Origin of the sequence: Paraburkholderia diazotrophica, assembly GCF_038900755.1 — a bacterium.
Taxonomy (GTDB): Bacteria; Pseudomonadota; Gammaproteobacteria; order Burkholderiales; family Burkholderiaceae; genus Paraburkholderia; species Paraburkholderia diazotrophica_A.
In genome coordinates, this window is sequence record NZ_JBBPEN010000004.1 from 48,684 (window position 1) to 71,102 (window position 22,419).

General features: G+C 60.1%; 25 protein-coding genes. 18 read left to right on the forward strand and 7 right to left on the reverse strand.

Annotated features, from left to right (window positions below; genetic code table 11):
• Positions 1 to 16 precede the first annotated feature (16 nt).
• Positions 17 to 433 carry a heme-binding protein gene (locus tag AABE10_RS14220; protein ID WP_342933916.1) on the reverse strand — a complete coding sequence of 139 codons (417 nt, stop codon included), beginning with the start codon at positions 431 to 433 and terminating at the stop codon, positions 17 to 19.
• A 346-nt stretch (positions 434 to 779) separates the two neighbouring features.
• Between AABE10_RS14220 and AABE10_RS14225 the strand changes: the two genes are divergently transcribed.
• The 8 genes from AABE10_RS14225 (at position 780) to AABE10_RS14260 (ending at position 7,480) form a co-directional block, all read left to right on the forward strand.
• Positions 780 to 1,544 carry a fumarylacetoacetate hydrolase family protein gene (locus tag AABE10_RS14225; protein WP_342933917.1) on the forward strand — a complete coding sequence of 255 codons (765 nt, stop codon included), beginning with the start codon at positions 780 to 782 and terminating at the stop codon, positions 1,542 to 1,544.
• Positions 1,541 to 2,299, forward strand: a complete 759-nt coding sequence (locus tag AABE10_RS14230; RefSeq protein WP_342933918.1) for a fumarylacetoacetate hydrolase family protein — start codon at positions 1,541 to 1,543, stop codon at positions 2,297 to 2,299. Before AABE10_RS14225 ends, AABE10_RS14230 begins: the two co-directional genes overlap by 4 nt.
• Positions 2,300 to 2,316: 17 nt before the next feature.
• Positions 2,317 to 3,774 carry a 5-carboxymethyl-2-hydroxymuconate semialdehyde dehydrogenase gene (hpaE, locus tag AABE10_RS14235; RefSeq protein ID WP_342933919.1) on the forward strand — a complete coding sequence of 486 codons (1,458 nt, stop codon included), beginning with the start codon at positions 2,317 to 2,319 and terminating at the stop codon, positions 3,772 to 3,774.
• A gap of 71 nt (positions 3,775 to 3,845) precedes the next feature.
• The gene (hpaD, locus tag AABE10_RS14240; protein WP_342933920.1) at positions 3,846 to 4,709 is read left to right on the forward strand and encodes a 3,4-dihydroxyphenylacetate 2,3-dioxygenase; all 864 of its coding nucleotides are present in this window, start codon (positions 3,846 to 3,848) and stop codon (positions 4,707 to 4,709) included.
• 20 nt (positions 4,710 to 4,729) lie between these two features.
• Positions 4,730 to 5,128 (forward strand): 5-carboxymethyl-2-hydroxymuconate Delta-isomerase, encoded by a 399-nt coding sequence (locus tag AABE10_RS14245; protein WP_342933921.1) that lies wholly within the window; start codon positions 4,730 to 4,732, stop codon positions 5,126 to 5,128.
• An 82-nt stretch (positions 5,129 to 5,210) separates the two neighbouring features.
• Positions 5,211 to 6,014 carry a 2-oxo-hept-4-ene-1,7-dioate hydratase gene (gene hpaH / locus AABE10_RS14250; RefSeq protein WP_342933922.1) on the forward strand — a complete coding sequence of 268 codons (804 nt, stop codon included), beginning with the start codon at positions 5,211 to 5,213 and terminating at the stop codon, positions 6,012 to 6,014.
• A 9-nt stretch (positions 6,015 to 6,023) separates the two neighbouring features.
• The gene (gene hpaI / locus AABE10_RS14255; protein WP_342933923.1) at positions 6,024 to 6,830 is read left to right on the forward strand and encodes a 4-hydroxy-2-oxoheptanedioate aldolase; all 807 of its coding nucleotides are present in this window, start codon (positions 6,024 to 6,026) and stop codon (positions 6,828 to 6,830) included.
• Between the two features lie 35 nt (positions 6,831 to 6,865).
• Positions 6,866 to 7,480, forward strand: a complete 615-nt coding sequence (locus AABE10_RS14260) for an HAD family phosphatase (RefSeq protein WP_342933924.1) — start codon at positions 6,866 to 6,868, stop codon at positions 7,478 to 7,480.
• A 7-nt stretch (positions 7,481 to 7,487) separates the two neighbouring features.
• On the opposite strand, the gene AABE10_RS14265 is transcribed toward AABE10_RS14260, so the two are convergent.
• Positions 7,488 to 8,468 carry a helix-turn-helix domain-containing GNAT family N-acetyltransferase gene (locus tag AABE10_RS14265; protein ID WP_342933925.1) on the reverse strand — a complete coding sequence of 327 codons (981 nt, stop codon included), beginning with the start codon at positions 8,466 to 8,468 and terminating at the stop codon, positions 7,488 to 7,490.
• Between the two features lie 243 nt (positions 8,469 to 8,711).
• Between AABE10_RS14265 and AABE10_RS14270 the strand changes: the two genes are divergently transcribed.
• Positions 8,712 to 9,128 carry a cupin domain-containing protein gene (locus tag AABE10_RS14270; RefSeq protein ID WP_342933926.1) on the forward strand — a complete coding sequence of 139 codons (417 nt, stop codon included), beginning with the start codon at positions 8,712 to 8,714 and terminating at the stop codon, positions 9,126 to 9,128.
• Between the two features lie 118 nt (positions 9,129 to 9,246).
• A complete protein-coding gene (locus AABE10_RS14275) occupies positions 9,247 to 10,098 on the forward strand; it encodes an alpha/beta hydrolase (RefSeq protein ID WP_342933927.1) in 852 nt (283 codons plus the stop codon).
• Between the two features lie 18 nt (positions 10,099 to 10,116).
• On the opposite strand, the gene AABE10_RS14280 is transcribed toward AABE10_RS14275, so the two are convergent.
• Positions 10,117 to 10,632, reverse strand: coding sequence for a GNAT family N-acetyltransferase (locus AABE10_RS14280; RefSeq protein ID WP_342933928.1), 516 nt, complete (start codon positions 10,630 to 10,632; stop codon positions 10,117 to 10,119).
• A 310-nt stretch (positions 10,633 to 10,942) separates the two neighbouring features.
• Here AABE10_RS14280 and AABE10_RS14285 point away from each other — a divergent pair, with 310 nt between their 5' ends.
• Positions 10,943 to 12,322 carry an MFS transporter gene (locus AABE10_RS14285; RefSeq protein WP_342933929.1) on the forward strand — a complete coding sequence of 460 codons (1,380 nt, stop codon included), beginning with the start codon at positions 10,943 to 10,945 and terminating at the stop codon, positions 12,320 to 12,322.
• A 97-nt stretch (positions 12,323 to 12,419) separates the two neighbouring features.
• Here AABE10_RS14285 and AABE10_RS14290 read toward each other — a convergent pair whose 3' ends face one another.
• Both AABE10_RS14290 and AABE10_RS14295 read right to left on the reverse strand, forming a co-directional pair.
• Positions 12,420 to 13,388: a LysR family transcriptional regulator gene (locus AABE10_RS14290; protein WP_342933930.1), complete on the reverse strand. Its 969-nt coding sequence runs from the start codon at positions 13,386 to 13,388 to the stop codon at positions 12,420 to 12,422.
• Between the two features lie 165 nt (positions 13,389 to 13,553).
• Positions 13,554 to 14,633, reverse strand: a complete 1,080-nt coding sequence (locus tag AABE10_RS14295; protein ID WP_342933931.1) for a tartrate dehydrogenase — start codon at positions 14,631 to 14,633, stop codon at positions 13,554 to 13,556.
• 175 nt (positions 14,634 to 14,808) lie between these two features.
• Between AABE10_RS14295 and AABE10_RS14300 the strand changes: the two genes are divergently transcribed.
• The 3 genes from AABE10_RS14300 to AABE10_RS14310 all read left to right on the forward strand — a co-directional run bounded on the left by AABE10_RS14300 (position 14,809) and on the right by AABE10_RS14310 (position 16,206).
• Positions 14,809 to 14,994 carry a hypothetical protein gene (locus tag AABE10_RS14300; RefSeq protein WP_342933932.1) on the forward strand — a complete coding sequence of 62 codons (186 nt, stop codon included), beginning with the start codon at positions 14,809 to 14,811 and terminating at the stop codon, positions 14,992 to 14,994.
• A 138-nt stretch (positions 14,995 to 15,132) separates the two neighbouring features.
• Positions 15,133 to 15,618, forward strand: coding sequence for a universal stress protein (locus AABE10_RS14305; protein WP_342933933.1), 486 nt, complete (start codon positions 15,133 to 15,135; stop codon positions 15,616 to 15,618).
• Between the two features lie 279 nt (positions 15,619 to 15,897).
• Entirely contained in the window at positions 15,898 to 16,206 is a 309-nt protein-coding gene (locus AABE10_RS14310; RefSeq protein ID WP_342934419.1) for a DUF1840 domain-containing protein, read from the forward strand.
• A 25-nt stretch (positions 16,207 to 16,231) separates the two neighbouring features.
• Here AABE10_RS14310 and AABE10_RS14315 read toward each other — a convergent pair whose 3' ends face one another.
• On the reverse strand, positions 16,232 to 16,678 hold the full coding sequence (locus tag AABE10_RS14315; RefSeq protein ID WP_342933934.1) for a universal stress protein: 447 nt from the start codon (positions 16,676 to 16,678) through the stop codon (positions 16,232 to 16,234).
• A 396-nt stretch (positions 16,679 to 17,074) separates the two neighbouring features.
• Here AABE10_RS14315 and AABE10_RS14320 point away from each other — a divergent pair, with 396 nt between their 5' ends.
• The 4 genes from AABE10_RS14320 (at position 17,075) to AABE10_RS14335 (ending at position 21,053) form a co-directional block, all read left to right on the forward strand.
• Positions 17,075 to 17,593, forward strand: coding sequence for a Phasin protein (locus AABE10_RS14320; RefSeq protein WP_342933935.1), 519 nt, complete (start codon positions 17,075 to 17,077; stop codon positions 17,591 to 17,593).
• Between the two features lie 359 nt (positions 17,594 to 17,952).
• Positions 17,953 to 18,696 (forward strand): acetoacetyl-CoA reductase, encoded by a 744-nt coding sequence (phbB, locus tag AABE10_RS14325; protein ID WP_342933936.1) that lies wholly within the window; start codon positions 17,953 to 17,955, stop codon positions 18,694 to 18,696.
• 302 nt (positions 18,697 to 18,998) lie between these two features.
• Positions 18,999 to 19,157 (forward strand): hypothetical protein, encoded by a 159-nt coding sequence (locus tag AABE10_RS14330; protein WP_342933937.1) that lies wholly within the window; start codon positions 18,999 to 19,001, stop codon positions 19,155 to 19,157.
• 237 nt (positions 19,158 to 19,394) lie between these two features.
• A complete protein-coding gene (locus AABE10_RS14335) occupies positions 19,395 to 21,053 on the forward strand; it encodes an alkaline phosphatase family protein (protein WP_342933938.1) in 1,659 nt (552 codons plus the stop codon).
• A gap of 125 nt (positions 21,054 to 21,178) precedes the next feature.
• On the opposite strand, the gene AABE10_RS14340 is transcribed toward AABE10_RS14335, so the two are convergent.
• Entirely contained in the window at positions 21,179 to 22,318 is a 1,140-nt protein-coding gene (locus AABE10_RS14340) for a hypothetical protein (RefSeq protein ID WP_342933939.1), read from the reverse strand.
• Between the last annotated feature and the right edge of the window lie 101 nt (positions 22,319 to 22,419).

Consider the following 22,419-nt stretch of genomic DNA (forward strand, 5'->3'; position numbering starts at 1 on the left):
AGCTTCGGGGCGGCGTTCAACCATTCGCACCGATGACAACGGCCGCGGCACCGGCCTTTGCCACTTGCGCATCCTGATCGGCCTTCACGCCGGAAACACCGACGGCGCCGACCACCTGACCATTTACCACAACGGGCACGCCGCCTTCCAGCGTACCCGAGAGCGGCGCGCTCAGGAACGCGGTGCGGCCGCCGTTGATCATGTCTTCATACTGCTTCGATTCGCGGCGGCCCAGAGCGGCCGTGCGGGCCTTCTCTGTCGCGATGTAGGCGCCGATGGGCGCGCAGTTGTCGAGGCGCAGCAGCGAGAGTTGATGGCCGCCGTCGTCGACGACGGCGATGGCCACGGCCCACTGGTTGCGTTCGGCTTCGGCGCGCGCCGCTTCGATGATTTTCGTCGACTCGGCGACCGTGAGAACGGACTTTGTCTGCATGTTGCTTTTCCTGAAACGATTGAGGTGACTTCCATCTACAGACCGGTCGCGAGTCGCGGATCGACATGACAGGCGGCCCACACACGCATGATTTACGTGCGTGCGAGGTCCAGTCTTATATATGACTTAGGGTCCATTGTTCCGCGTTCTTCGCCGCTTGTCGACCCGGTGGAATACTGGTCTTACCAGTTTTTTCTGTCCCCATGTAAGGTCCTATGATGGCTCGACAAGGGCATGCAAGCGCCGCGCCAGGGAAAACCCGCACCGGCCACCGATGCGCTTGACCATCGGTTGAGCTGCGCGAATACTACTAAGATATTAGTGAATCGACGGATGCAGCCAGGCCATGTTCGTAATCCACGATCACCGGATCCATCTCGAAGGCGAGCCGTTCGCGCGCGATGTCGATGCGCTCACCGTGAACGTGCTGCTCGCGGATGGAAAGACCTGTCGTCCGCCCGTGGGCGGCGCGGTCTATGGCACGTTGCTGAACGATCGTGCCGCGCTCGATGCGTTGGGCGACGCCGTCCATGCTCCGCCGTACAAGGCGCCGCCGAAAGCGCCCGTTCTATATGTGAAGCCGCGCAACACGCTGGCGGGGCACGGCGCGCAAATCGTCGTGCCTGACGATGAGCACGGCGTGCAGGTCGGCGGATCGCTCGGCGTCGTGATCGGGCGCACGGCGTGTCGCGTGACTGTCGACCAGGCGCTGGAATTCGTCGCCGGTTACACCGTCGTCGCGGACCTTTGCGTGCCGCACGCAGGCGTTTATCGGCCATCGGTGCGGTTTCGCGCGCGCGATGGTTTCTGTGTGATCGGCCCCGCCGTGATCGCGCGACGGCACGTCACTGATCCGGATTCGCTGCGTATCGCGATCAGCATCGAAGGCAAGCGCGCTTTCGAAGCGAGCACTTCTATGTCGATTCGCAACGTCGCGCGATTGATCGCCGACGTAACCGACTTCATGACGCTTTCCCCCGGCGATGTGCTGACGCTGGGTGTCCCGCATGGTGCGCCCATCGCGCACGCCGGCGACAACGTGAGCATCGCGATCGGCGGGTGGACGCCGTTGCGCTTTTCGACGACGTCGAACATAGGAGGCGAACGATGATGCGCGGCCGTGTTGCGTATGCCGGCGCGATTCACGAGGCGTATCCGCACGAGCGCGGGGTGCGGCTCGCCGATGGCCGCGTCTGTCGAGAAGAAGAAGTCGTATGGCTTGCGCCCGTCGAACCCGGCACGATCTTCGCGCTCGGTCTGAATTACGCGGAGCACGCGAAGGAGTTGCAATTCTCGAAGCAGGACGAGCCGCTGGTGTTTCTGAAGGGACCAGGCAGCGTGATCGGTCATCGAGGTGTGACGCGCCGTCCCAACGACGTGACGTTCATGCACTACGAGTGCGAACTCGCCGTGGTGATCGGCCGGCCCGCAAAAGAAGTGAAGCGCGACGAAGCGATGCAGTACGTTGCGGGCTACACGATCGCGAACGACTACGCGATCCGCGACTATCTGGAGAACTATTACCGGCCCAATCTGCGCGTGAAGAATCGCGATGGCGGAACAGTACTCGGCCCGTGGTTCGTCGATGCCGCCGACGTTGCCGATGTCACGCACCTCGAATTGCGCACCTACGTAAACGGCGCGCTGCAACAAAAGGGCAATACGCGCGACCTCGTCACCGATATTCCCGCGCTGATCGAATATCTGAGCAGTTTCATGACACTCGCGCCCGGCGACGTCATTCTGACGGGCACGCCCGAGGGCGTCGTCAATGTGAGCGCGGGCGATGAGGTTGTCTGCGAGATCGATGGCCTCGGCCGTCTCGTCAACGTGATCGCTTCCGACGCGGACTTCAACCGCGACTGACTGTTTGGGATCTTCCAATGCGAATCGAACATCTGATCAACGGCCAATCGGCGAAAGCGCGTGACTACTTCGAGACCGTGAATCCGGCGACGCAAGAAGTGCTGGCCGAAGTCGCGCGTGGCACGGCCGAAGAGATCGACGCGGCTGTGCGCGCAGCGAAAGACGCGTTTCCCGCATGGGCCGCGAAGCCCGCAGCCGAGCGCGCAAAACTCGTGCGCAAGCTCGGCGAACTGATCTCGAAGCACGTGCCCGAGATCTCCGACGCGGAAACGCGCGACACGGGTCAAACGATTTCGCAAACGCGCAAGCAACTGGTGCCGCGTGCCGCCGATAACTTCACGTATTTCGCGGAGATGTGCACGCGCGTCGACGGCCATACCTACCCGACCGATTCGCATCTGAACTACACGCTGTTTCATCCCGTCGGCGTGTGCGCGCTGATTTCTCCGTGGAATGTGCCGTTCATGACGGCCACGTGGAAGGTCGCGCCGTGTCTCGCGTTCGGCAACACGGCTGTGCTGAAGATGAGCGAGTTGTCGCCGCTCACGGCGTCGATGCTCGGCAATCTCGCGCTCGATGCAGGTATTCCTGCGGGCGTGCTGAACGTCGTGCACGGCTATGGCAAGGAAGCGGGCGAACCGCTCGTCGCGCATCCCGATGTGCATGCCGTTTCGTTCACGGGTTCGACGGCGACGGGCAATCGCATCGTGCAGACGGCGGGCCTCAAGAAGTTCTCGATGGAACTGGGCGGCAAGTCGCCGTTCGTGATCTTCGACGATGCCGATTTCGAGCGCGCGCTCGATGCCGCCGTGTTCATGATCTTCTCGAATAATGGCGAGCGCTGCACGGCGGGCTCGCGGATTCTCGTGCAGAAATCGATCTACGCGAAATTCGCGGAGCGCTTTATCGAGCGCGCAAAACGTCTTACGGTTGGCGATCCGCTCGGTGAGAGCACGATCATCGGTCCGATGATCAGCCAGGGGCATCTCGCGAAAGTGCGCGGCTATATCGAGCTGGGGCCGAAGGAAGGTGCGACGCTCGCGTGCGGCGGACTCGACGCGCCATCGTTGCCCGACGCGCTGAAGCAAGGCAATTTCGTCGCGCCGACTGTATTCGTCGATGTCGACAACCGCATGCGTATCGCGCAGGAAGAGATCTTCGGGCCGGTCGCGTGCCTGATTCCGTTCGACGACGAAGCGCACGCCATTCGCCTCGCCAACGATATCTCATACGGCCTGTCGAGCTATATATGGACCGAGAACACAGGCCGCGCGCTTCGCGTGGCGGCGGCGATCGAAGCGGGCATGTGCTTCGTGAACAGCCAGAACGTGCGCGATCTGCGACAGCCGTTTGGCGGAACGAAGGCGTCGGGTGTCGGGCGCGAAGGCGGCACGTGGAGCTATGAAGTGTTCCTCGAACCGAAGAACGTGTGCGTGTCGCTTGGATCGCATCCTATTCCGCGCTGGGGCGTTTGAATTTTTTGCACGCCGATTTTCCGCAGGTAGCGATTCAGCTTCGCATGGGATTGAAGTAAAAGGAGACCGCGATGGGCAAGCTCGCACTGGCCGCCAAAGTCACGCATGTGCCGTCGTTGTATCTGTCCGAACTCGATGGACCGCACAAGGGCTGTCGCCGGGCCGCAATCGACGGGCATCATGAGATCGGCCGGCGTTGCCGCGAACTGGGTGTCGATACGATCGTCGTGTTCGACGTGCACTGGCTCGTCAATAGCGAGTACCACATCAATTGCGCGCCGAAATTCGAAGGCATCTATACGAGCAACGAACTGCCGCATTTCATCAACAACATGACGTATGCGTATCCGGGCAATGTGAGGCTCGGTCAGCTGATTGCCGAAGCCGCGAATGAAATGGGCGTGAAAACGCGCGCGCATAGCGAGACCTCGCTCGACCTCGAATACGGCACGCTGGTGCCGATGCGTTACATGAATTCGGATCAGCGCTTCAAGACGGTATCGATTGCGGGATGGTGCATGTGGCACGACCTGCCGACGAGCGCGCGCTTCGGACTCGCGGTGCGCAAGGCCATCGAGGAGCGCTACGACGGTACTGTTGCGATTCTCGCGAGCGGTTCGCTCAGCCATCACTTCGCGAACAACGGCACGGCCGAGCAGTTCATGCACAAGGTGTGGGACCCGTTTCTCGAACAGACCGACCGGCACGTCGTGTCGCTATGGGAGAAGGGCGACTGGAAGACCTTTTGCGGCATGCTGCCGCTCTACAACGAGAAGTGTTGGGGCGAGGGCGGCATGCACGACACGGCGATGCTGCTCGGCGCACTCGGTTGGGACCGCTACGAAGGCAAGGCCGAAGTGGTGACGCCTTATTTCGGCAGTTCGGGCACCGGGCAGATCAACGCGATTTTTCCCGTGACGCCGTTGCCGGTCTGATTGCTCGAAGGAGTCTGAACGTGCCGCATCTCACGCTTGAATACAGCGCCAATCTGGCCAGTAACGAAAACATCCGCGCGCTGTGCACAAAGCTCGCGCAAAGCCTCGACGCGCAGCGCGAGGACGATCAGCGTGTTTATCCGATCGGTGGCATACGTGTGCGCGCGTTGCGTTGCGAACAGTATTGCATCGCGGATGGCAGAGAAGATGCCGCCTTTTTGCATGCGAACCTGAAGATCGGCGCGGGCCGCTCGGAAGCCGTAAAGAAAGCGACAGGCGACGCGCTATTCGATGTCATCAAGCGGCACTTCGCCGAAGCCTTCGAACAGCAGGGCCTCGCGCTATCGCTCGAAATCAGCGAATTCAGCGAAGCGGGCACCTGGAAGCACAACAATCTGCATGCGCGCCTGAAGGGATGAGCGCGACAGCTTTGCATGGGACTGGAGTAAGCGCTAAAGCGTTAACTTCAGTCGACAGCTTTGCATGGAACGGGAATCGATCATGCTAGACCAGACGACTATTCGCGAACTCGCCGCGAAACTGGATCACGCCGAGAAAACGCGCACGCAATTGCGGCATTTCTCGGCTGCTTATCCCGAGATGACGATCGAAGACGGCTATGCGATCCAGCGCGAATGGGTGAAGATGAAACTGGCCGAAGGTCACGTAATCAAGGGTCGCAAGATCGGTCTGACGTCCCGCGCGATGCAGCGCTCGTCGCAGATCGACGAGCCGGACTATGCGCCTCTTCTCGACAGCATGTTTATCGAAAGCGGACAGGACATTCGTGCGGACCGCTTCATCGCGCCGCGCGTCGAAGTGGAACTCGCGTTCATTCTCGCGAAGCCGCTTGAAGGCCCCGGCGTGACGCTGTTCGATGTGCTCGACGCGACGGCATACGTGACGCCCGCTGTCGAGATCATCGATGCGCGCATCGAGCAGTTCGATCGCGACACACGTGCGCCGCGCAAGGTGTTCGATACGATCTCCGACTTCGCCGCGAATGCCGGCATCGTGATGGGCGGTCGTCCCGTGCGCCCGATGGATGTCGATCTGCGCTGGGTCGGCGCGTTGCTGTACAAGAACGGCGCCGTCGAAGAGAGCGGCCTTGCTGCGGCTGTGCTCAATCATCCCGCGACGGGCGTTGCGTGGCTTGCGAACAAGATCGCGCCATATGACGAGAGCCTCAATGCAAACGACGTGATACTCAGCGGCTCGTTCACGAGTCCCATTCCCGCGCGCGCCGGCGATACGTTCCATGTCGATTACGGCCCGTTAGGCGGTATTGCGCTCAACTTTGTCTGAGGACTCGCTATGGAATGTGTCCAGAATCGCTTCAAGCGCGCATTGGCGCAAGGCAAGCCGCAATTCGGATTGTGGGCGGCGCTCGCCGACGCGTACGTCGTCGAAGTGCTTGCGACGGCGGGCTTCGACTGGCTGCTCATCGACAACGAGCACGCGCCCAATGACGTGCGCAGCACGCTCGCGCAATTGCAGGCGGTGTCGGCGTATCAGTCGCATCCTGTCGTGCGGCCGGTCAAGAGCGATGCAGCGCTGATCAAGCAGCTGCTCGATATCGGTGCGCAGACGTTACTGCTGCCGATGATCGATACCGAACAACAGGCGCAAGCGGCCGTCGCGGCGACGCGTTATCCGCCGCTAGGCGTACGCGGTGTCGGCAGCGCACTCGCGCGGGCGTCGCGCTGGAATCGTGTGCCCGATTATCTGGCCACTGCTTCGGATGAATTGTGCTTGCTGGTGCAGGTCGAGACGCTGCAAGGGCTGTCGAATCTGGATGCGATTGCGAACGTCGATGGCGTGGACGGCGTATTCTTTGGGCCTGCGGATCTGAGCGCATCGATGGGTTTTCTCGGCAAGCCTGGTGAACCCATTGTGCGTGAGGCGATTCGCGAGGGCATTCGAACGGTGCGCGCAGCGGGCAAGGCGGCGGGCGTGCTCGCGCCGGATCGCGCGTTCGCCGCCGAATATCTGGAAGCGGGCGCGACCTTCGTCGCCATCGGTACCGATACGGGTCTGCTCAGCCGCGCGGCCGCCGATCTTGCGTCCTCATACATCGGCGACGAGAGGCGCGCGGATACGGCGGTGAAGGGCGGTTACTAGCGTCGCGTGGATCCGTTCGATGCGGAGGCGGCACCATGACGTCATCGATCAGGCTCGTGCTCTTCGATATGGAGGGCGTGCTGTCGCATTACGACCGTGCCGCGCGGACCAATTGCATGTCGTCAATCACGGGCAAGCCGCCCGAGGCCGTGCGCCACGCGATCTGGGGCTCAGGGCTCGAAGCGCGTGCCGATGCCGGAGAGATCACCGACGACGAGTATCTGCTCGAGCTCGGCAATCTGCTGGGTTGTCCCGTCAGTCGTGACGACTGGCTCGTTGCGCGCCACGCGTCGATCACGCCTGACACCGAATCGATCGCAATCGCCGCACGGATTGCAACGCGTCGCAAGATTGCCGTGCTGACCAACAACTGCCGTCTCGTAACCGATCACATCGACTATCTCAACCCGCCTGTCGCGCAACTTTTCGGCGCGCATGTCTATCCGTCGGCTGCATTCGGCGCGGCGAAGCCCGCAGCTGAAGCGTATCTCGGCTGCGTCAGCAATCTCGGTGTCGAGCCGCGCGAGACGCTTTTCATTGACGACTCGGAAGCCAACGTCACCGGCGCAATCGGCGCCGGTTTGCACGCGTATCGGTTCGTCGACGCCGATGCGCTGTCGCGAGAGCTTGCGCGATTCGACCTGCTCTAGCGCTTTTCTATCGAGGCGGCTTCACGCGCCGGATGAAACGCTGTTCGATGACGGTCTTTCCCCACTGCGTGCCCTCAGCCTCCTCGGCCAGCGTAAAGCCGAACGCTTCATACAGATGACGCGCAGCGTCGAGGCCCTTGAACGTCCACAGGTACGTCTCGTCGAAGCGTTCGTCGACGAAGGCCATCGCACGTGTCATCAACTGTCGGCCGAGGCCCGAGCCGCGCAGCGAATCGTCGACGATGAACCAGCGCAAGTGCGCGATACGCGTTGAAGGGTCCGAGTCGATGGCGACCGACGCAAGCGTGCGCGCGTTGTCGACGACGAGCCATAGTCCCTTATCGGGATCAGGCAATGATTCTGCAAATGCCGCAAGCTCTGTCGCGACGCGCTTTTCGAAGAACACGCCGAAGCCGTTGTGCTGCGAGTAATAACGCCCGTGAAGACTCGCGACGTCGCCGATGCAGCCAGGGTAGTAGCCCTCGACGATTTGCATATTTGGTGTCAATGGCGTCTGAGTTTCCTTGGCATCGTTGTCCTGCGCGAGCGCGCTCGCATACAGCGACAGCGCGCGCACCAGCGTCTCTTGATCGGACGGCGCGAGCTTGCGCAATGCACTCGATACCTGATCGGTTGCGAACTTGTCGATCTTCTTGCGCAACTGCTGGCCTGCTCTCGTCAGATAAAGCTCCGACGAACGCGCGTCCTCGCTCGATGCCGTGCGCTCGACGAACCCCGCGGATTCCAGCTTTGCGATCTGTCTGCTGGCGTTCGACTTGTCGAGGCGCAGAAGATGCGCGAGATCGCGCGCCTGCATGCCGGGCGTCGCGCCGATTTCAAGGATCGCGTGCACCGCCGACGGCGCAAGATCGCTTTCCGCGAGCGTGGAGCGCATGAAGCCGAGCTCGCGAACGAGCTTGCGCGAGAACTCCCGCAGTTCGAGGATCGTTTTGTCGCGCGATTGAGACGGTTTGTCGATGATATCCACCATAGCTCCTTGAGTTGCGCTTCGCAACTACTATAGTTGCGAAGCGCAACTTATGCAAGGACTGTGATTTCTCTCAGCCGCGCAGACCTGTAGATGATAAAGCCCCTACTGATACAGCGAAAACTGGTCTTTCAGCGGCTTCGTCGATGTTGGTGTGGCAACGCATCGGCGTAGAATCGAATCGCATTGAATGCGGCTTTTCATTCAATCCACGCCCATTCCATAGAACCGGGAGGATCGCGCATGAAAGACGGATCGCAAGGTGAACTGGCGCCGCTCGTCGTGGTGCATCCCGACAGGGAGATCGCAACGAGTCAGCGCCTGCCGTATTTCGTGGGTATTTCGGCCACGACGGCGGGCGCGCAGGCGTTGTCGATGCACCTCGTCGTCGTCCCGCCGGGCGGACACGCCGAACCGCACATTCACAGCGGCTACGAAACGGGAATCTATGTTCTGGAGGGACGCGTGGAAACGCGTTATGGGCCGGGCTTGCGTCAGTCGGTCGTGACGGAAGCCGGGGATTTTCTCTTCATTCCACCCGGCGTGCCGCATCAGCCTTTCAATCTGAGTACGACGACGCCGGCTCGCGCGATCGTGGCGCGCAATTGTCCTGAAGAGCGCGAGCAGGTGGTGCCCTATGATCCGTCTATTGCGCCATAGCAGCGTGTTCAGCAGGTATCAGAAAAGCTGAACGGTTCGATGCGGATTACGCGTTTTTCTTACGCCCGCGATTGCGGCATAGTAGTCACACGACGACTTACCCGAGATTGTGACTGCCATGAACATGCGAACCGACCACGCGTTGCTGGCCAATCCTCAACTGAGCTTCGCGAATGTCGCATCGGGCATCTGCATTCCGTACATCGAACGCGGCGCGGGTGAGCCGGTGCTATTCGTCCACGGATCGCTGTGCGACTACCGTTACTGGGACGCGCAGATCGCGCCGCTTTCCGCGCGTTTTCGCTGCATCGCTCCGAGCCTCAGCCACTACTGGCCCGCTGCCGACGCGTGCATTCAGAACGATTTCAGTTGGCACGCTCACGTCGCCGAACTGGCGGAGTTCATCGACGCGCTCGATCTCGCTCCCGTTCATGTGGTGGGTCACTCGCGAGGCGGGTGCATTGCGTTTCATCTCGCGCGCGAATATCCGCGTCTCGTCAAAACGCTGACGCTCGCCGATCCAGGCGGTCCGCTGCAAAAGGATGGCATGCGCGAAGCGTCGCTGCCCGCCGCGACGAACGCCTTGCGCACAAAAGTTGCGAGCATGATCGAAGAGGGCATCGTCGAGCCGGGACTCGAGCTGTTCGTCGATTCCGTCAGCGTGCCCGGTGCGTGGAGAAAGAGTACAACCGCTTTTCGCACGATGGCGCTCGACAATGCGAGCACGCTTCCCAAGCAGTTTTGCGATCCGCTGCCTGCCTATTCGCGCGACGCGGCGGCGGAAGTGAAGTGCCGGACGCTGCTCGTCGATGGGCAAAAGAGTCCGCGCATGTTCCGCAATAACGTCGACTCTCTTCAAGAGTGGATCTATCTCGCGGACCGAGGAACGATTGTGGGCGCATCGCATGGCATGAACGTCGCCAGCCCGGCTGCTTTCAACCGGATGCTCAGTTCATTCATCGACTATTGATGGCCGCGCGCGGCTCGCTCATTTAAGGCGCAGCATCATCTCGACTTCGCGATCCGTGTCGTCGTCGATTCCGTCGATGCACGGTTCGTTTTCGATGGCCTCGAATCCCGTCGATCTATAGAGCGCGATTGCGCCGGCGTTTTCGGCGTCCGTATTCAGTGCGATGTGCGTCAAACCCATTGCGCGCGCGTGATCGATGGCAGCGGCAATCAATTGCCGCGCGACGCCGTTCCTGCGATGCGACTGCGCGACGAACAAACCCCACAGAAAGCCCTTTTGCTGCACAGGACGCAACGGATAACGTCTGAGCCCTGCCACGGCGATGAGCGTCGTGCCGTCGAAGGCGCCGAACACGATCTGGTTCGCCGTCGAACAGATACGCGCCTCGATTTCATCGAGCGGGCGTTTTCCCTCTTCTTCGCGCGTGGACGCAAACGCGTGAGGCGCTTCGTCGATAGCGCACAGACGCAGCGACGCGTAAGCGATTGCATCGCTTGCACACAGCGGGCGAATGTGAGGGCGAGCTCGGTTCATCGCGCGATTTTAAGGCACCGATACGCGGATTAGCCGCGAATATGCTCGATGTGCAGTGTTATATGTCGTCGTATAACGTGCGCCTGCAAGCACTTCTCAAATCTCTTGATCGTGCGCTGCCTGGCATGTTAAGCAGACATGGGACACGCACTGAAGAAGCTCCAACGCAAAGTCCTCAGGGTAAACGCGTTATTGCAAAAATCCGTGTGCCGTCTCATTCTGTCGTCAGACAACCTATAAGCATGCATTTCCCCGCTGCGGTTGCGAACCTTGGCCGGCAGAACGCCGGAATGTCAGGAGGAGACGATTCATGGCCAACGTTGTGCAAGGCGTGTCCGTGGCACGGAAGACGCGAATCCGTTACGGAATCGTCGCGATGCTGTTCCTTGTCACGGCCGTCAACTATGCGGACCGTGCGACGCTTTCGATGGCGGGCACCGCGATGTCGAAAGATCTCGGTCTCGACGCAGTGGCCATGGGCTTCATCTTTTCCGCATTCGGTTGGTCGTATGTGATCGGTCAATTGCCGGGCGGCTGGCTGCTCGATCGCTTCGGATCGAAACGCGTATACGCGGCGAGCATTTTCATCTGGTCGCTTTTCACCGTATTGCAGGGCACGGTTAGTTACCTGAGCATTTCGCTTGCGATCAGCACGCTATTTGCGCTCCGCTTTCTCGTCGGCTTGAGCGAAGCGCCATCGTTTCCGGCCAATGGCCGCATCGTGGCAGCGTGGTTTCCCGCCGCCGAGCGCGGCACGGCTTCGGCGATCTTCAATTCCGCGCAGTACTTCGCGACGGTGATGTTCGCGCCGATCATGGGCTGGGTCACGCATCGCTTCGGCTGGCCGTATGTCTTCTATTTCATGGGCGCGGTGGGCATTGCCGTGAGCATCGCGTGGATGAGGACGGTCTACAGTCCCAAAGATCACCCGCGTATCAGCCGCGCGGAACTCGACCACATCACGGAAGGCGGCGCGCTCGTCGACATGGACCGGCCTAAGAAGCGCAACGTCGCGGATGAGGTGGCGACACGCGAATCGAACGTCGCTGCTCAATCTATCGGCGAAGCGCCGAAGTGGTCGTACGTCAAGCAGTTGCTGTGCAACCGGATGCTGCTCGGCGTTTATATCGGCCAGTACTGCATTACGACGCTCACGTATTTCTTCCTGACCTGGTTCCCTGTGTATCTCGTCAAGGAACGCGGCATGTCGATTCTCAACGCGGGTTTCGTCGCCGCTTTGCCCGCTGTGTGCGGATTCATCGGCGGCGTGCTCGGCGGAATCTTCTCCGATTTCCTGATTCGCAAGGGATGCTCGCTGACCGTCGCGCGCAAGGTGCCGATCGTGGTGGGCATGTTGCTGTCGACCAGCATGATTGCGTGCAACTACGTCGACTCGTCGGCTGTCGTCGTGGCGATCATGGCGTTCGCCTTCTTCGGCAAGGGACTGGGCGCGCTCGGCTGGGCCGTCGTCGCGGATACGTCGCCGAAGCAGATCGCCGGTCTGAGCGGCGGCATGTTCAATACGTTCGGCAACATTGCCGCGATCACCACACCGATCATCATCGGCTACATCGTCAAGCTGACGGGATCGTTTAGTGGCGCGCTTGTATTCGTCGCTTGCAATGCGCTGGTTGCGATCGTGAGTTATCTGCTAGTCGTGGGCGAAATCAAGCGGGTGCAGTTGAAGTGATCTTCTGAATGCCCGCATTTCGGTTCGACCGATTGCGGGCATTTTGCGCTTGGCCAAAAACGCGCTCGCTCACGTTCGTCCCGATAGCCACGACCCTTTAGCCGAACTTCAACCCCGTCTGCTTCATCGCCTCGCGCAAACCGAGTTGCGGGTACTTCTTCGCGACGACGCGCATATCGGTGCGTGTCTCTTCAATCATCCAGTCGCGCAGGTTGGCAACGATCTGCCGCAACGGTTTGTTGGCCGGCGTGAGAAGACAGCAACGCCAATCCGTCACGATCACTTCGTGCGCGGCGGGCAGCAAAACGCCTTGCGCAAGCCAATGCGACACGACGTCGAGCCTGCCGAGCGCGATGCCCTGGCCAAGCAGCGCGGCTTGCACGGCGCTTGAATAATCGGTGAAGCTGAGCGTACCGGCAATGCGTCCATTTCCGAAGAATGCACTAAAGCGTTCGTGCCAGTCGTGCTGTTCGTCGTCCGTTACGATCAGCGTGTCGCCTTGCACGCGGCTGGCGTCCGTGCGAACTGTTTCCAGATAGCGCTGATTGCAGACGGGCAGCAACGTTTCCGGCATCACGAACACGGCGTTCTCGTCGATCTCGCCGTCGTGCAAAAAGCGCATGCCCAAGTCCACGTCATCGAGCGGCACGTCGCTATGTCCGCGTATCAGTTGAAACCGCAAATCGACGTGAGGGAAAGTCTGCTTCACGCGGCTCATGCGCGGCATCAGCCAGTGCGTTGCGAAGCCCGTCGACACGGACAGCATGATCGGCTCGACATCCGTCACGCGGTCCTCGATTTCGCGTATCGCGTTTTCGATGCCGTCGAAGCCTTCCGAAATCGCGCGGTACAGAATCTTGCCGCTTTCGGTCAACTCGATGCCGCCGCGCACGCGTTCGAACAGGCGCACGCCGATATGGTCCTCCATGCGCGCGAGCATGCGGCTCACGGCCGGCTGACTCACATCGAGTTCCTGCGCGGCGCGCGTGAAGTTGCGGCAGCGGGCGGCCGCTTCGAACACGAACAGCGCATTGGCGCTTGGCAGCTTTTTGCGAAGGCCTGGCATATGATGCCTGATCCATCGAGTTGGAAATCGCTGTCGCGATGCGCCCGCCGCCTGCTGTAGCCGGCGATCGCGCGTCGATGAATTCGCCGCCGCGAATAGACTTTCCCGGCGCGCGTCCTCTGTCATAAGAGCACTCGCGCGCTGATGGAGTTCAATCGGGTGCAATCATGAAAGCCGGTGCGCAATCGCGGCGCCCACTTCCGCCGTGTTGGCTTTGCCGCCGAGATCGCCCGTATGCGGGCCGTCCTTCAGCACGCCTTCGATGGCGCCGAGAATCGCGTCGTGCGCTTCGCGTTCCTTCCCTTGGCCGTTGCCGAGAAAATCGAGCATCATCGCCGCCGACCAGATCATCGCGATCGGATTGGCGATGCCTTTCCCTGCGATATCCGGCGCGGAGCCGTGCACGGGTTCGAACAGCGACGGGAACAGGCGATCGGGATTCATGTTCGCCGATGGCGCAATGCCGATAGTACCGGTGCAGGCCGGGCCAAGATCCGAGAGGATATCGCCGAACAGGTTGGTCGCGACCACCACGTCGAAGCGGTCGGGGTTCAGCACGAAGCGCGCGCACAGAATGTCGATGTGCTGCTTGTCCCAGGTAACGTCGGGATAACGCGCGGCCATTTCGGCGGCGCGCGCGTCCCACCACGGCATGCTGATCGAAATGCCGTTGCTCTTCGTCGCCACCGTGATCTTCTTCGCGCGGCTTTGCGCGAGATCGAAAGCGAATTTCAGCACGCGCTCGGAGCCCTTGCGCGTGAAGATCGACTGCTGCATCACGAATTCGCGCTCGGTGCCTTCGAACATCGTGCCGCCCACCGACGAGTACTCGCCCTCGGTGTTCTCGCGCACGATCATGAAGTCGATATCGCCTGCCTTGCGGCCAGCGAGCGGCGACGGCACGCCATCGAACAGACGCGCGGGACGCAGGTTGATGTACTGGTCGAACTCGCGGCGGAACTTGAGCAGCGAGCCCCACAGCGAGATGTGATCGGGCACTGTGGCGGGCCAGCCGACCGCGCCGAACAGAATCGCATCGACGCCGTCGAGCTGCGCCTTCCAGTCGTCCGGCATCATCTGGCCGTGCCGCGCGTAGTAGTCGCAACTGGCCCATTCGATGTGCTCGTACGCGAGGCCGAGGCCATAGCGCTTGCTGACGACATCGAGCGCGCGCAGCGCTTCGGGCATCACTTCCTTGCCGATGCCGTCGCCGGGAATCACTGCGATGCGGTAGTTACGGGTCATAGATGTGTCCTCGTTGGGAATGGTTGGGAATGGATCGGTTCGATCGGGCCGTATCAGCGAGAGCGATTAGTCTATTCGATTCGCCAATTGCGCACTGCCGCAAAACGCGCGTAACCGGCGGCTGCAATGCGTCCTATCATGGTAATGACAGTATTCATCAGCGCAGGAGCACACCATGCCCTCCAAGCCGTCCGGTGAGCCGACTGACAAGCCTCTCGACCCCGCGCAATCCCCAACCGGCACGAAGCGCAAAGCGGCCGCGCACGCCCCGGCGAAACCCAAAGACAACGACAGGCTCGATGCCGACGCGGCCGAGCCGGAGCCGCACGAACATCTTCCGAGCCGAAGCGACGACAACTGATCCGGCGCGAGCGTCGGCGCTTTTCGCAACGGGTCATGCGGCGAGCCGTGGAGACAATCGAATGCGCTTGCCGGGGGTCGGCGAACGGTTGCGGATGGATCGAAGGCTCTTCCGGCTCGAACCCGATGGGAGCAGATCATGCAGAACATACTCGTAGGCTACGACGGGTCGCCGTCCGCGCGACATGCCGTCACTTTCGCGGTCGATCTCGCGAAGCGCTTCGACGCGCGGTTGCACGTTCTAGTCGTGGCGCGCGCGCCCGATTGGGGTGCGATAGAGCTGGAAAGAAAGGAGATGATCGACTTCGAGTTGCGCCACGCGAACGAAGTGCTCGATGAAATCAAGGCGAAGCTCGTGTCCTCCGGCGAACAGGCCGAATTCGATCTCGTGGTCGGGCAGCCTGCGAAGGAGATCGTGCTCTATACCGAGCAGCACGGTATCGATCATCTCGTCGTCGGCCATCGCGGGCACACGCCGTTCGACCGCTGGCTGATCGGCTCTGTCGCGCGCCAGGTGCTCGCCTACGCGCCGTGTGCCGTGACGATCGTGCGCGATCCGGCGTCGGTGAAGAAGCGTCGCGCAAAGAGCGAACAACGTTCGACGGAAGACGCTTCGTTCTTCTGAGCGCAACGCACACTTCGGAATATCCGGCTTTTCGCCGCGTGCTTACGTCTGATCCATGGACGGCCTTGAAGCGTCATATCCGTATCAGCTTGAATAGATCACAACATGATATAACATGAAAGGAAGCCTTCGAGCGGCTGCCGAAATGAGCGGGGACTTTGCTGTCGGTACGGACGGGAATAGTCCGCACGGCAAGATCCAAACACCTCCATGGAGAAGAGAGCGGTCTCCGCATCGGGCAACCGCTACGAAGGCCTGTTTTTACAGGGAGAAGTAGCCTTGCTCGTTACCTTCCAGTCACCGGCAACGCCGGATGTCGTCATGCTTCGCGATCTCGCGCAGTATTTGCTCGGGTTGATCGGCAAGCGTCTCGATCGTCAAGGTGTGATCGTGCATGACGATTTGCCGGAAGCGATCCGGCGTCTCGAAGCAGCAATCGAAGACGATGCGCAGTCCGGTGCGGTCTACGAAACGCCAGCATCGCACGCCGATCATCACAAGTCGGGCCTTTCACAACGCGCATGGCCGTTTCTCGACATGCTGCGCGAAGCAAAGCGGCAGCACGCCGATATTCTGTGGGGCTTGTAGCGCCTGCTGTGCGCTTCGTGACGAATTACGGTGCGCTATCCGGCGACACCTCGAAGAGAATGCCGCAACCGACGCGATCCAGCAGTTGCGCATGGCGCTCGCCCGTCCACCAGCGCGCGAAAGGTCCGAGGTGATGATGCCCGATGACGATGAGGTCGGCGCGCAGCTTGTCGGCCATCGTCGCAATGCGATCGACGGGATCGCCTACGCAGAAATGTCCTGTCGCGTTCACGCCGCACGCCGATAACCGCTCAATGCCGTCGCTCAATACACTGCGTGCCGCCTGCTCGTCGATCTCAAAGGCCATCGAAGAAAGAACGTCGTAACCGCTGGACCACCACGACGAATCCACGACCGAAAGCAGATGCGTTTCGGCTCCGAGCTGATGCGCGAGCGCGGCTCCACTGCGAAGCGCACGACGCCCTTCGGGCGTTCCGTCGTAGCACAGCAGAATGCGTTTGAACGGGATCACTTTGAAACTCCCTCACTCGCGGGCCATTCGAAAGTCACTTCTTCCGATATTCCCTGACATTGCCCCTCTCTCGGCGCGAGGCGAACCGCCACTGTTTCGAGTATATGTCACGTTGTGATGTAAGTGGTTGCTGAGCACCGCCATGCAAGTGATGCGCTTTAGGGGTTCGATCGCAGAAACGTATAGAAATGGCAATCCACGACCCAGGGTAACTACCGACAAGACTGTTTAAAAATTGTCAAATGATGTGTTTAGAATGTGGGTTCTAATGGTGCTTTGCACAAGCAAACACTTAATTACGTTAATTGCGAACACTCATGCGAATCGCATGGCGCAGTGCGGCCCCACTGTGCATGCGGCATCGATTGACTTAGTAATACTAATGGAGTCCTGTCAATGAGCATTCGGAATTCCGAAGGTGTCATTTCGGCGTGGGAGTCGGGCATCGCCGCTCTCAACACGTGGGCCAATCCCGTCGTTCAGGAATTGCGGTCGGTCGCGGAACTCAATCTGCGCACGATCAACGCCGTGAACGACGAGGTAGTGAAAAGCCTGAGCACGATCGGCAGTACTCGCACCGCATTTCAATGGAATACGCCGGGCGAGTTGATAAGACTATTTGCGGACTACGGCACTGAACTGGGCCGCATCGTTTCGCGCCTGAATGACAAGCTGCAGGATGTTGCGCACGCGCAGGCCGAGAAGAATGAAGTACTGACGCGGTCCATGATGGAAACGTTTCAGTGCCGTGCCAATGCGGCTTCGGCGCCGCTGACGTCGGTATTCCAGACGATGTTGTCCGCCGCGCCGGACCCCGAAGCGACGGCCCGTCAGGAAACCGAACAGGCGATCGCAGCCGCGCGCGTCGATCGTCCCGTATCTACCGCCCGTCCCCGCAAGGCGGTTGTCGACTAATACTACGAATCGCGGCGTTGCCTTGCGCAACGCAAAGTGTGTCGCCTGCATGACACACGAATCACGTATTGCATATCCATGCGGTGCAGTTTGATTGCGAATTACAGAAGCAGGTATCAGAAGCAGATCCGCGAGCCGGAAACGACTCGACGGGTCCTTTCGAATCAACCGATGCGCGCGGCTCACGCCGCACCAACCACCGACACGCGACGTCGCAGTGAATAGCGAACGCGCAGGCCAACGCAAAGCGAACGGCCCGAATAAAAGGACCAGTCGGGGAGACCAGTCAACGGCTGCAACTGCGAACCAGTCATTGACGATCGGGAAGTTTCGCAATGAAAGTCTGATAGGTGCAAAGGATGACTAATCGAATTGCTTTGGTAACGGGTGGTATGGGCGGTCTGGGCGAAGCCATCAGTATTCGTCTGCATGACGCCGGCTATCGCGTGATCGTTACGTATTCGCCGAGCAACAAAGGTGCGGACGACTGGCTTGCTGCAATGGAAAAGGCTGGCCGCGCATTCTATGCCGTTCCCGTCGATGTCGCCGACTACGACTCATGTCATGAGTGCGTCGCGAAGATCACGGCAGAGATCGGTCCCGTCGACATCCTTGTGAACAATGCTGGCATTACGCGCGACATGACGCTGCGCAAGCTCGACAAGGTGAACTGGGACGCCGTCATGCGCACGAATCTCGATTCCGTGTTCAACATGACGAAGCCGCTGTGCGAAATGATGGTGGAGCGTGGCTGGGGACGCGTGATCAACATTTCTTCGGTGAATGGCTCGAAGGGCTCGGTTGGGCAGACCAACTACGCGGCGGCGAAAGCGGGCATGCACGGCTTCTCCAAGTCGCTCGCGCTCGAAGTGGCACGCAAGGGCGTGACCGTCAACACGATTTCACCTGGCTACCTCGCAACGAAGATGGTCACGGCCATTCCACAGGAAGTACTCGACACGAAGATCCTTCCGCAGATTCCCGCTGGCCGTCTCGGCAAGCCGGAAGAGGTGGCTGCGCTCGTCGCGTTCCTCTGCTCGGACGACGCCGCATTCATCACGGGTGCAAATCTGGCCGTGAATGGCGGCCAGCATATGAACTGATCGAAAGAAAGCGACTAGAGAAAAGGGCCCCGTTCGAATCGAATAAAGCGGACTGAGTGCCTGTCAAGAAGGAAGAAGTGGTGGAGACAAAACAACAGCTTTATCAGTGCCGGTGCACGAATCGCGTCGTCGTCGTGAACCGGACTTTCGGGCCGCGGACACCCGCAGATCGCGATGCGGGCCGATACCGCGAACTCGTATTCGAGCAGTGCATGAACGCCGCTAACTGTCCGAAGTCGGGTCAATGCCCGCTTTGATCATGCAGCGAAGTACTGCGAGCGTGTTTGCTACAGGGGATGGCAATGAACGAAACATGGATTGCAATCGCGCTAGGCGCGACGGTGCTGCTGTTTGCGTTGCTGTCGATGGTGCAGCACTACCGTCGCGAGCGATTGCGCGCGGAATTACTGAAGAATCTCGATCATCATAGCTGGTGTCGTTTTTCACGCGCGCGGAGGTAAATCGGGTCTCTGGTTTGCCAGGTACTTCAATCGTATTCATGCCATGGCGAAAACCTCTTAGATGGCTGCGAATGCGGACGCCAATCAGAACGAACTTCCGGACAGGATAATCTGATTTCGATTCTCAAGCTTAGGGCAAAACGAAAGCCGCGCTTCATCGTGGGGTCGCATTGAACGTGCACATTACCGCTGCCGTAACAATTGGTAATCTGGACTGGACACCACGTGAGGTGAACAATGAATCGTCTCTTCAGATGGGTTGAAGCGGGTGCCTTATTGGGTTCGCTGATTTTGCCGGCAGCGTCCGCGCAGGCGGACAACGCGCAAGGTCATGATCAAGGCAACCAGAGCAATGCGATCAAGCATGTGCTGCTGATCAGTGTCGATGGCTTGCATGAACAGGATGTGGCGCGATGCATCGGTGCGAATACTTGCCCGAACCTCGCGCTGCTGGCGAAGTCGGGTGTGACTTATACGAATGCCTATACGCCGGGCTTGTCGGATTCATTCCCGGGGCTTGCTGCGCTGGTCACGGGTGGATCGCCCAAGACGGCAGGGCTCTTCTATGACGTGTCCTACGACCGCACCTTGTACGCGCCTGCCGATACGGGCTGTACGGGCAAGCAAGGCTGGAACGTCGTATTCGATGAAACCACAGGCATCGATGCGCAAGGCGGCGGGGCGCTGATTCATCTCGACGGTGGCGGCGCATTCAATCCCGATGCGATTCCGCGCGCGAAGGTTGGCAACAAGTGCGTGCCCGTCTATCCGCATAACTACATCAAGACGAACACGATCTTCGAGGTCGTGAAGCAGTACATGCGCGACTCGCGCACTGCATGGGCCGACAAGCACGCGTGGGGCTATGACTGGCTGAATGGACCTTCTGGCCGCGGCGTCGATGATCTTTCCCGCACTGAAATCAATTCGATCAATCCGGCGACGGGCAATGACTATACCGATGCCTATCAGAACACGGAGATCTTCGATAACTTTCACGTCAATTCGATCATCAACGAAATAGACGGCAAAGATTCGACTGGAACGCGCAATGCACCCGTGCCGACCCTGTTCGGCACGAACTTCCAGACGTTGAGCGTTGCGCAAAAGGCGACGGTCGCAACGGGTGGCGGCTATCTCGATGCGAGCTTCACGCCGGGTCCGCAGGTGACTGCGGCAATCGCTTATGTCGATGACGCGCTCGGCAAGATGGTCGCGGAGTTGAAAGCGCGCAATCTCGCGAGTTCGACGATGATGATCGTGACGGCGAAGCACGGGCAATCGCCGACCGATCATACGAAGCTCGTCAAGAACGGCGACACGGTGACGGCACTTCTCGAAGCGAATAACTACCTCGATCCGAACGGCAACTTTGGCCAGAACAACAACGCCAAGGCGCTGAACGACGGAACGGGTCTGGTCGGAACGGGCATGGTGCAGACCGATGACGTCGGACTCATCTGGTTGCGCGATCAAAGTCAGTTGCAGGCTGCCGTCGCGACGCTGAAGGCGAATCTGAGCTGCAACGCGCCGGGTATCTGCGCGGACGGTCCGCTGGCGTACATCCTGTCAGGACCGCGCCTCGCATCGATGTTCGGCGATCCGTCGAATGGCCGGACGCCCGACATCATCGTGCAGCCGAATCCGGGCGTGATTTACACGACGAGCAAAAAGAAAGATGAAGAGCACGGCGGCAACGCACCGGATGACAGTCACCTCGGCCTGGTCGTGTCGTTCCCGGATGGTCACTTTCATGGCGAGCGCATCGGACGCCGTGTGACGACGACGCAAGTTGCGCCGACCATTCTTCGCGCACTGGGACTGAACCCGAACGAACTGCACTCGGTCAAGGTTGAAGGCACGCCGGTTTTGCCCGGACTCGATGCCGATAACTGATCACAATCGGTAGCCCGGTTGACGTGCGGCGTCTGTTTGATTTGTCTGCCGCACGTCCTTTTCTTTTCAGCGGGTTATTGCGCCCACTGCATATCGAGGCGACCCATGCAGGGTCGCCTCGATGATTACTTCGTCGAGAACACCGAAATACCGCCATTCGGGAATGCTGCGGCACCGGGCTGATAAGGCACATAGACCTGGCCGAGGTTGCTATCGATCGCGACCGAATGCGCGCCCGTTCCCACTGCGACCGTGAAAAGCAACTTGCGCGTCGCGCCGTCGATCACGCCCATTTGCGGATTGAAGCCCGACGACGCAGCCGTGCCGCTCGTCACATAGTGGCGCGCAGGCAGGAAATAGCGATTCGATGCCGGATCGTATGCCACCTGATCGACGCCGCCAAATGGAATCGATGCAAGTTGAGCGCCTGTGTTGCGATCGAGTATCAGCGTGATCAACGGATCGCCCGCAGACGGATCGCAACCGACCAGCACGTCGCTGTTAGGGCCGAGGGCAATACCCGAAGGCCCGCATTTGCCGAGCGGAAACGCCTTGCTGACGATTGGCGCGCCCGATGTGACGGAACTCGCGGTAATGACATCGAGCTCGCCGTCGGGATTAGCCGCTGTTCCATCGTTATTGATCAGGAAGTTCTTCGAAGCCGGATCGTACGTGCACGCCTCGAGTCCCGAAGAACCGTTGAAGACCAGTTTCGACACGACGGCTTGCGTCGTCGTCGAGATGAAGGTCACGTACGGCGGCGACTCGCCGGGACTTGCGAACATCACCAGATGATCGTCGGGATCGTAGCAGCCCTCGTCGACGCGCGAACCGGTGTTGCTGATGGTGATCGTCTTGAGCGTTTTCATCGCGGACGTATCGACGATCTTCACCGAATCCACGTCGCCGACATACAGCGTATTCGCTCCCGTAATGCCGACGATACCGTCAGGTCCCGATGCATCGGTCGACGGGCCCACGCCAGTGAAGCCGCCTTGAATCTGCGCAATCAACGCATTCGATTTCGTATCGACGACATCGACGGATTTGTTGTTGCGGTCGGCCAGATAGTATTTGCCCGCTTCCTCATAGCCGATGTCGAAGCTGAACGCGGGGCTCGACGCATTGGGTACCGCAATGTTGGTCAGCAGCTTGGGCGGAGTGGGTGTCGCTGCCGTCGGCGTCGAAGTGGAGTTGTCTCCTCCGCCGCATCCGGCGATCACGGCCGTCGCCGCGAGTAGAAAGGCCAATAACGGTTTTTTCATCAGTGAGCTCCTTTGAGTAGCAGAAAACGCAGGTCAACGCCTGAGTACTTCAGAAAATCTGCCGGAGCGCCTCGATGGTTCATTGCACACGCGGGCTCACG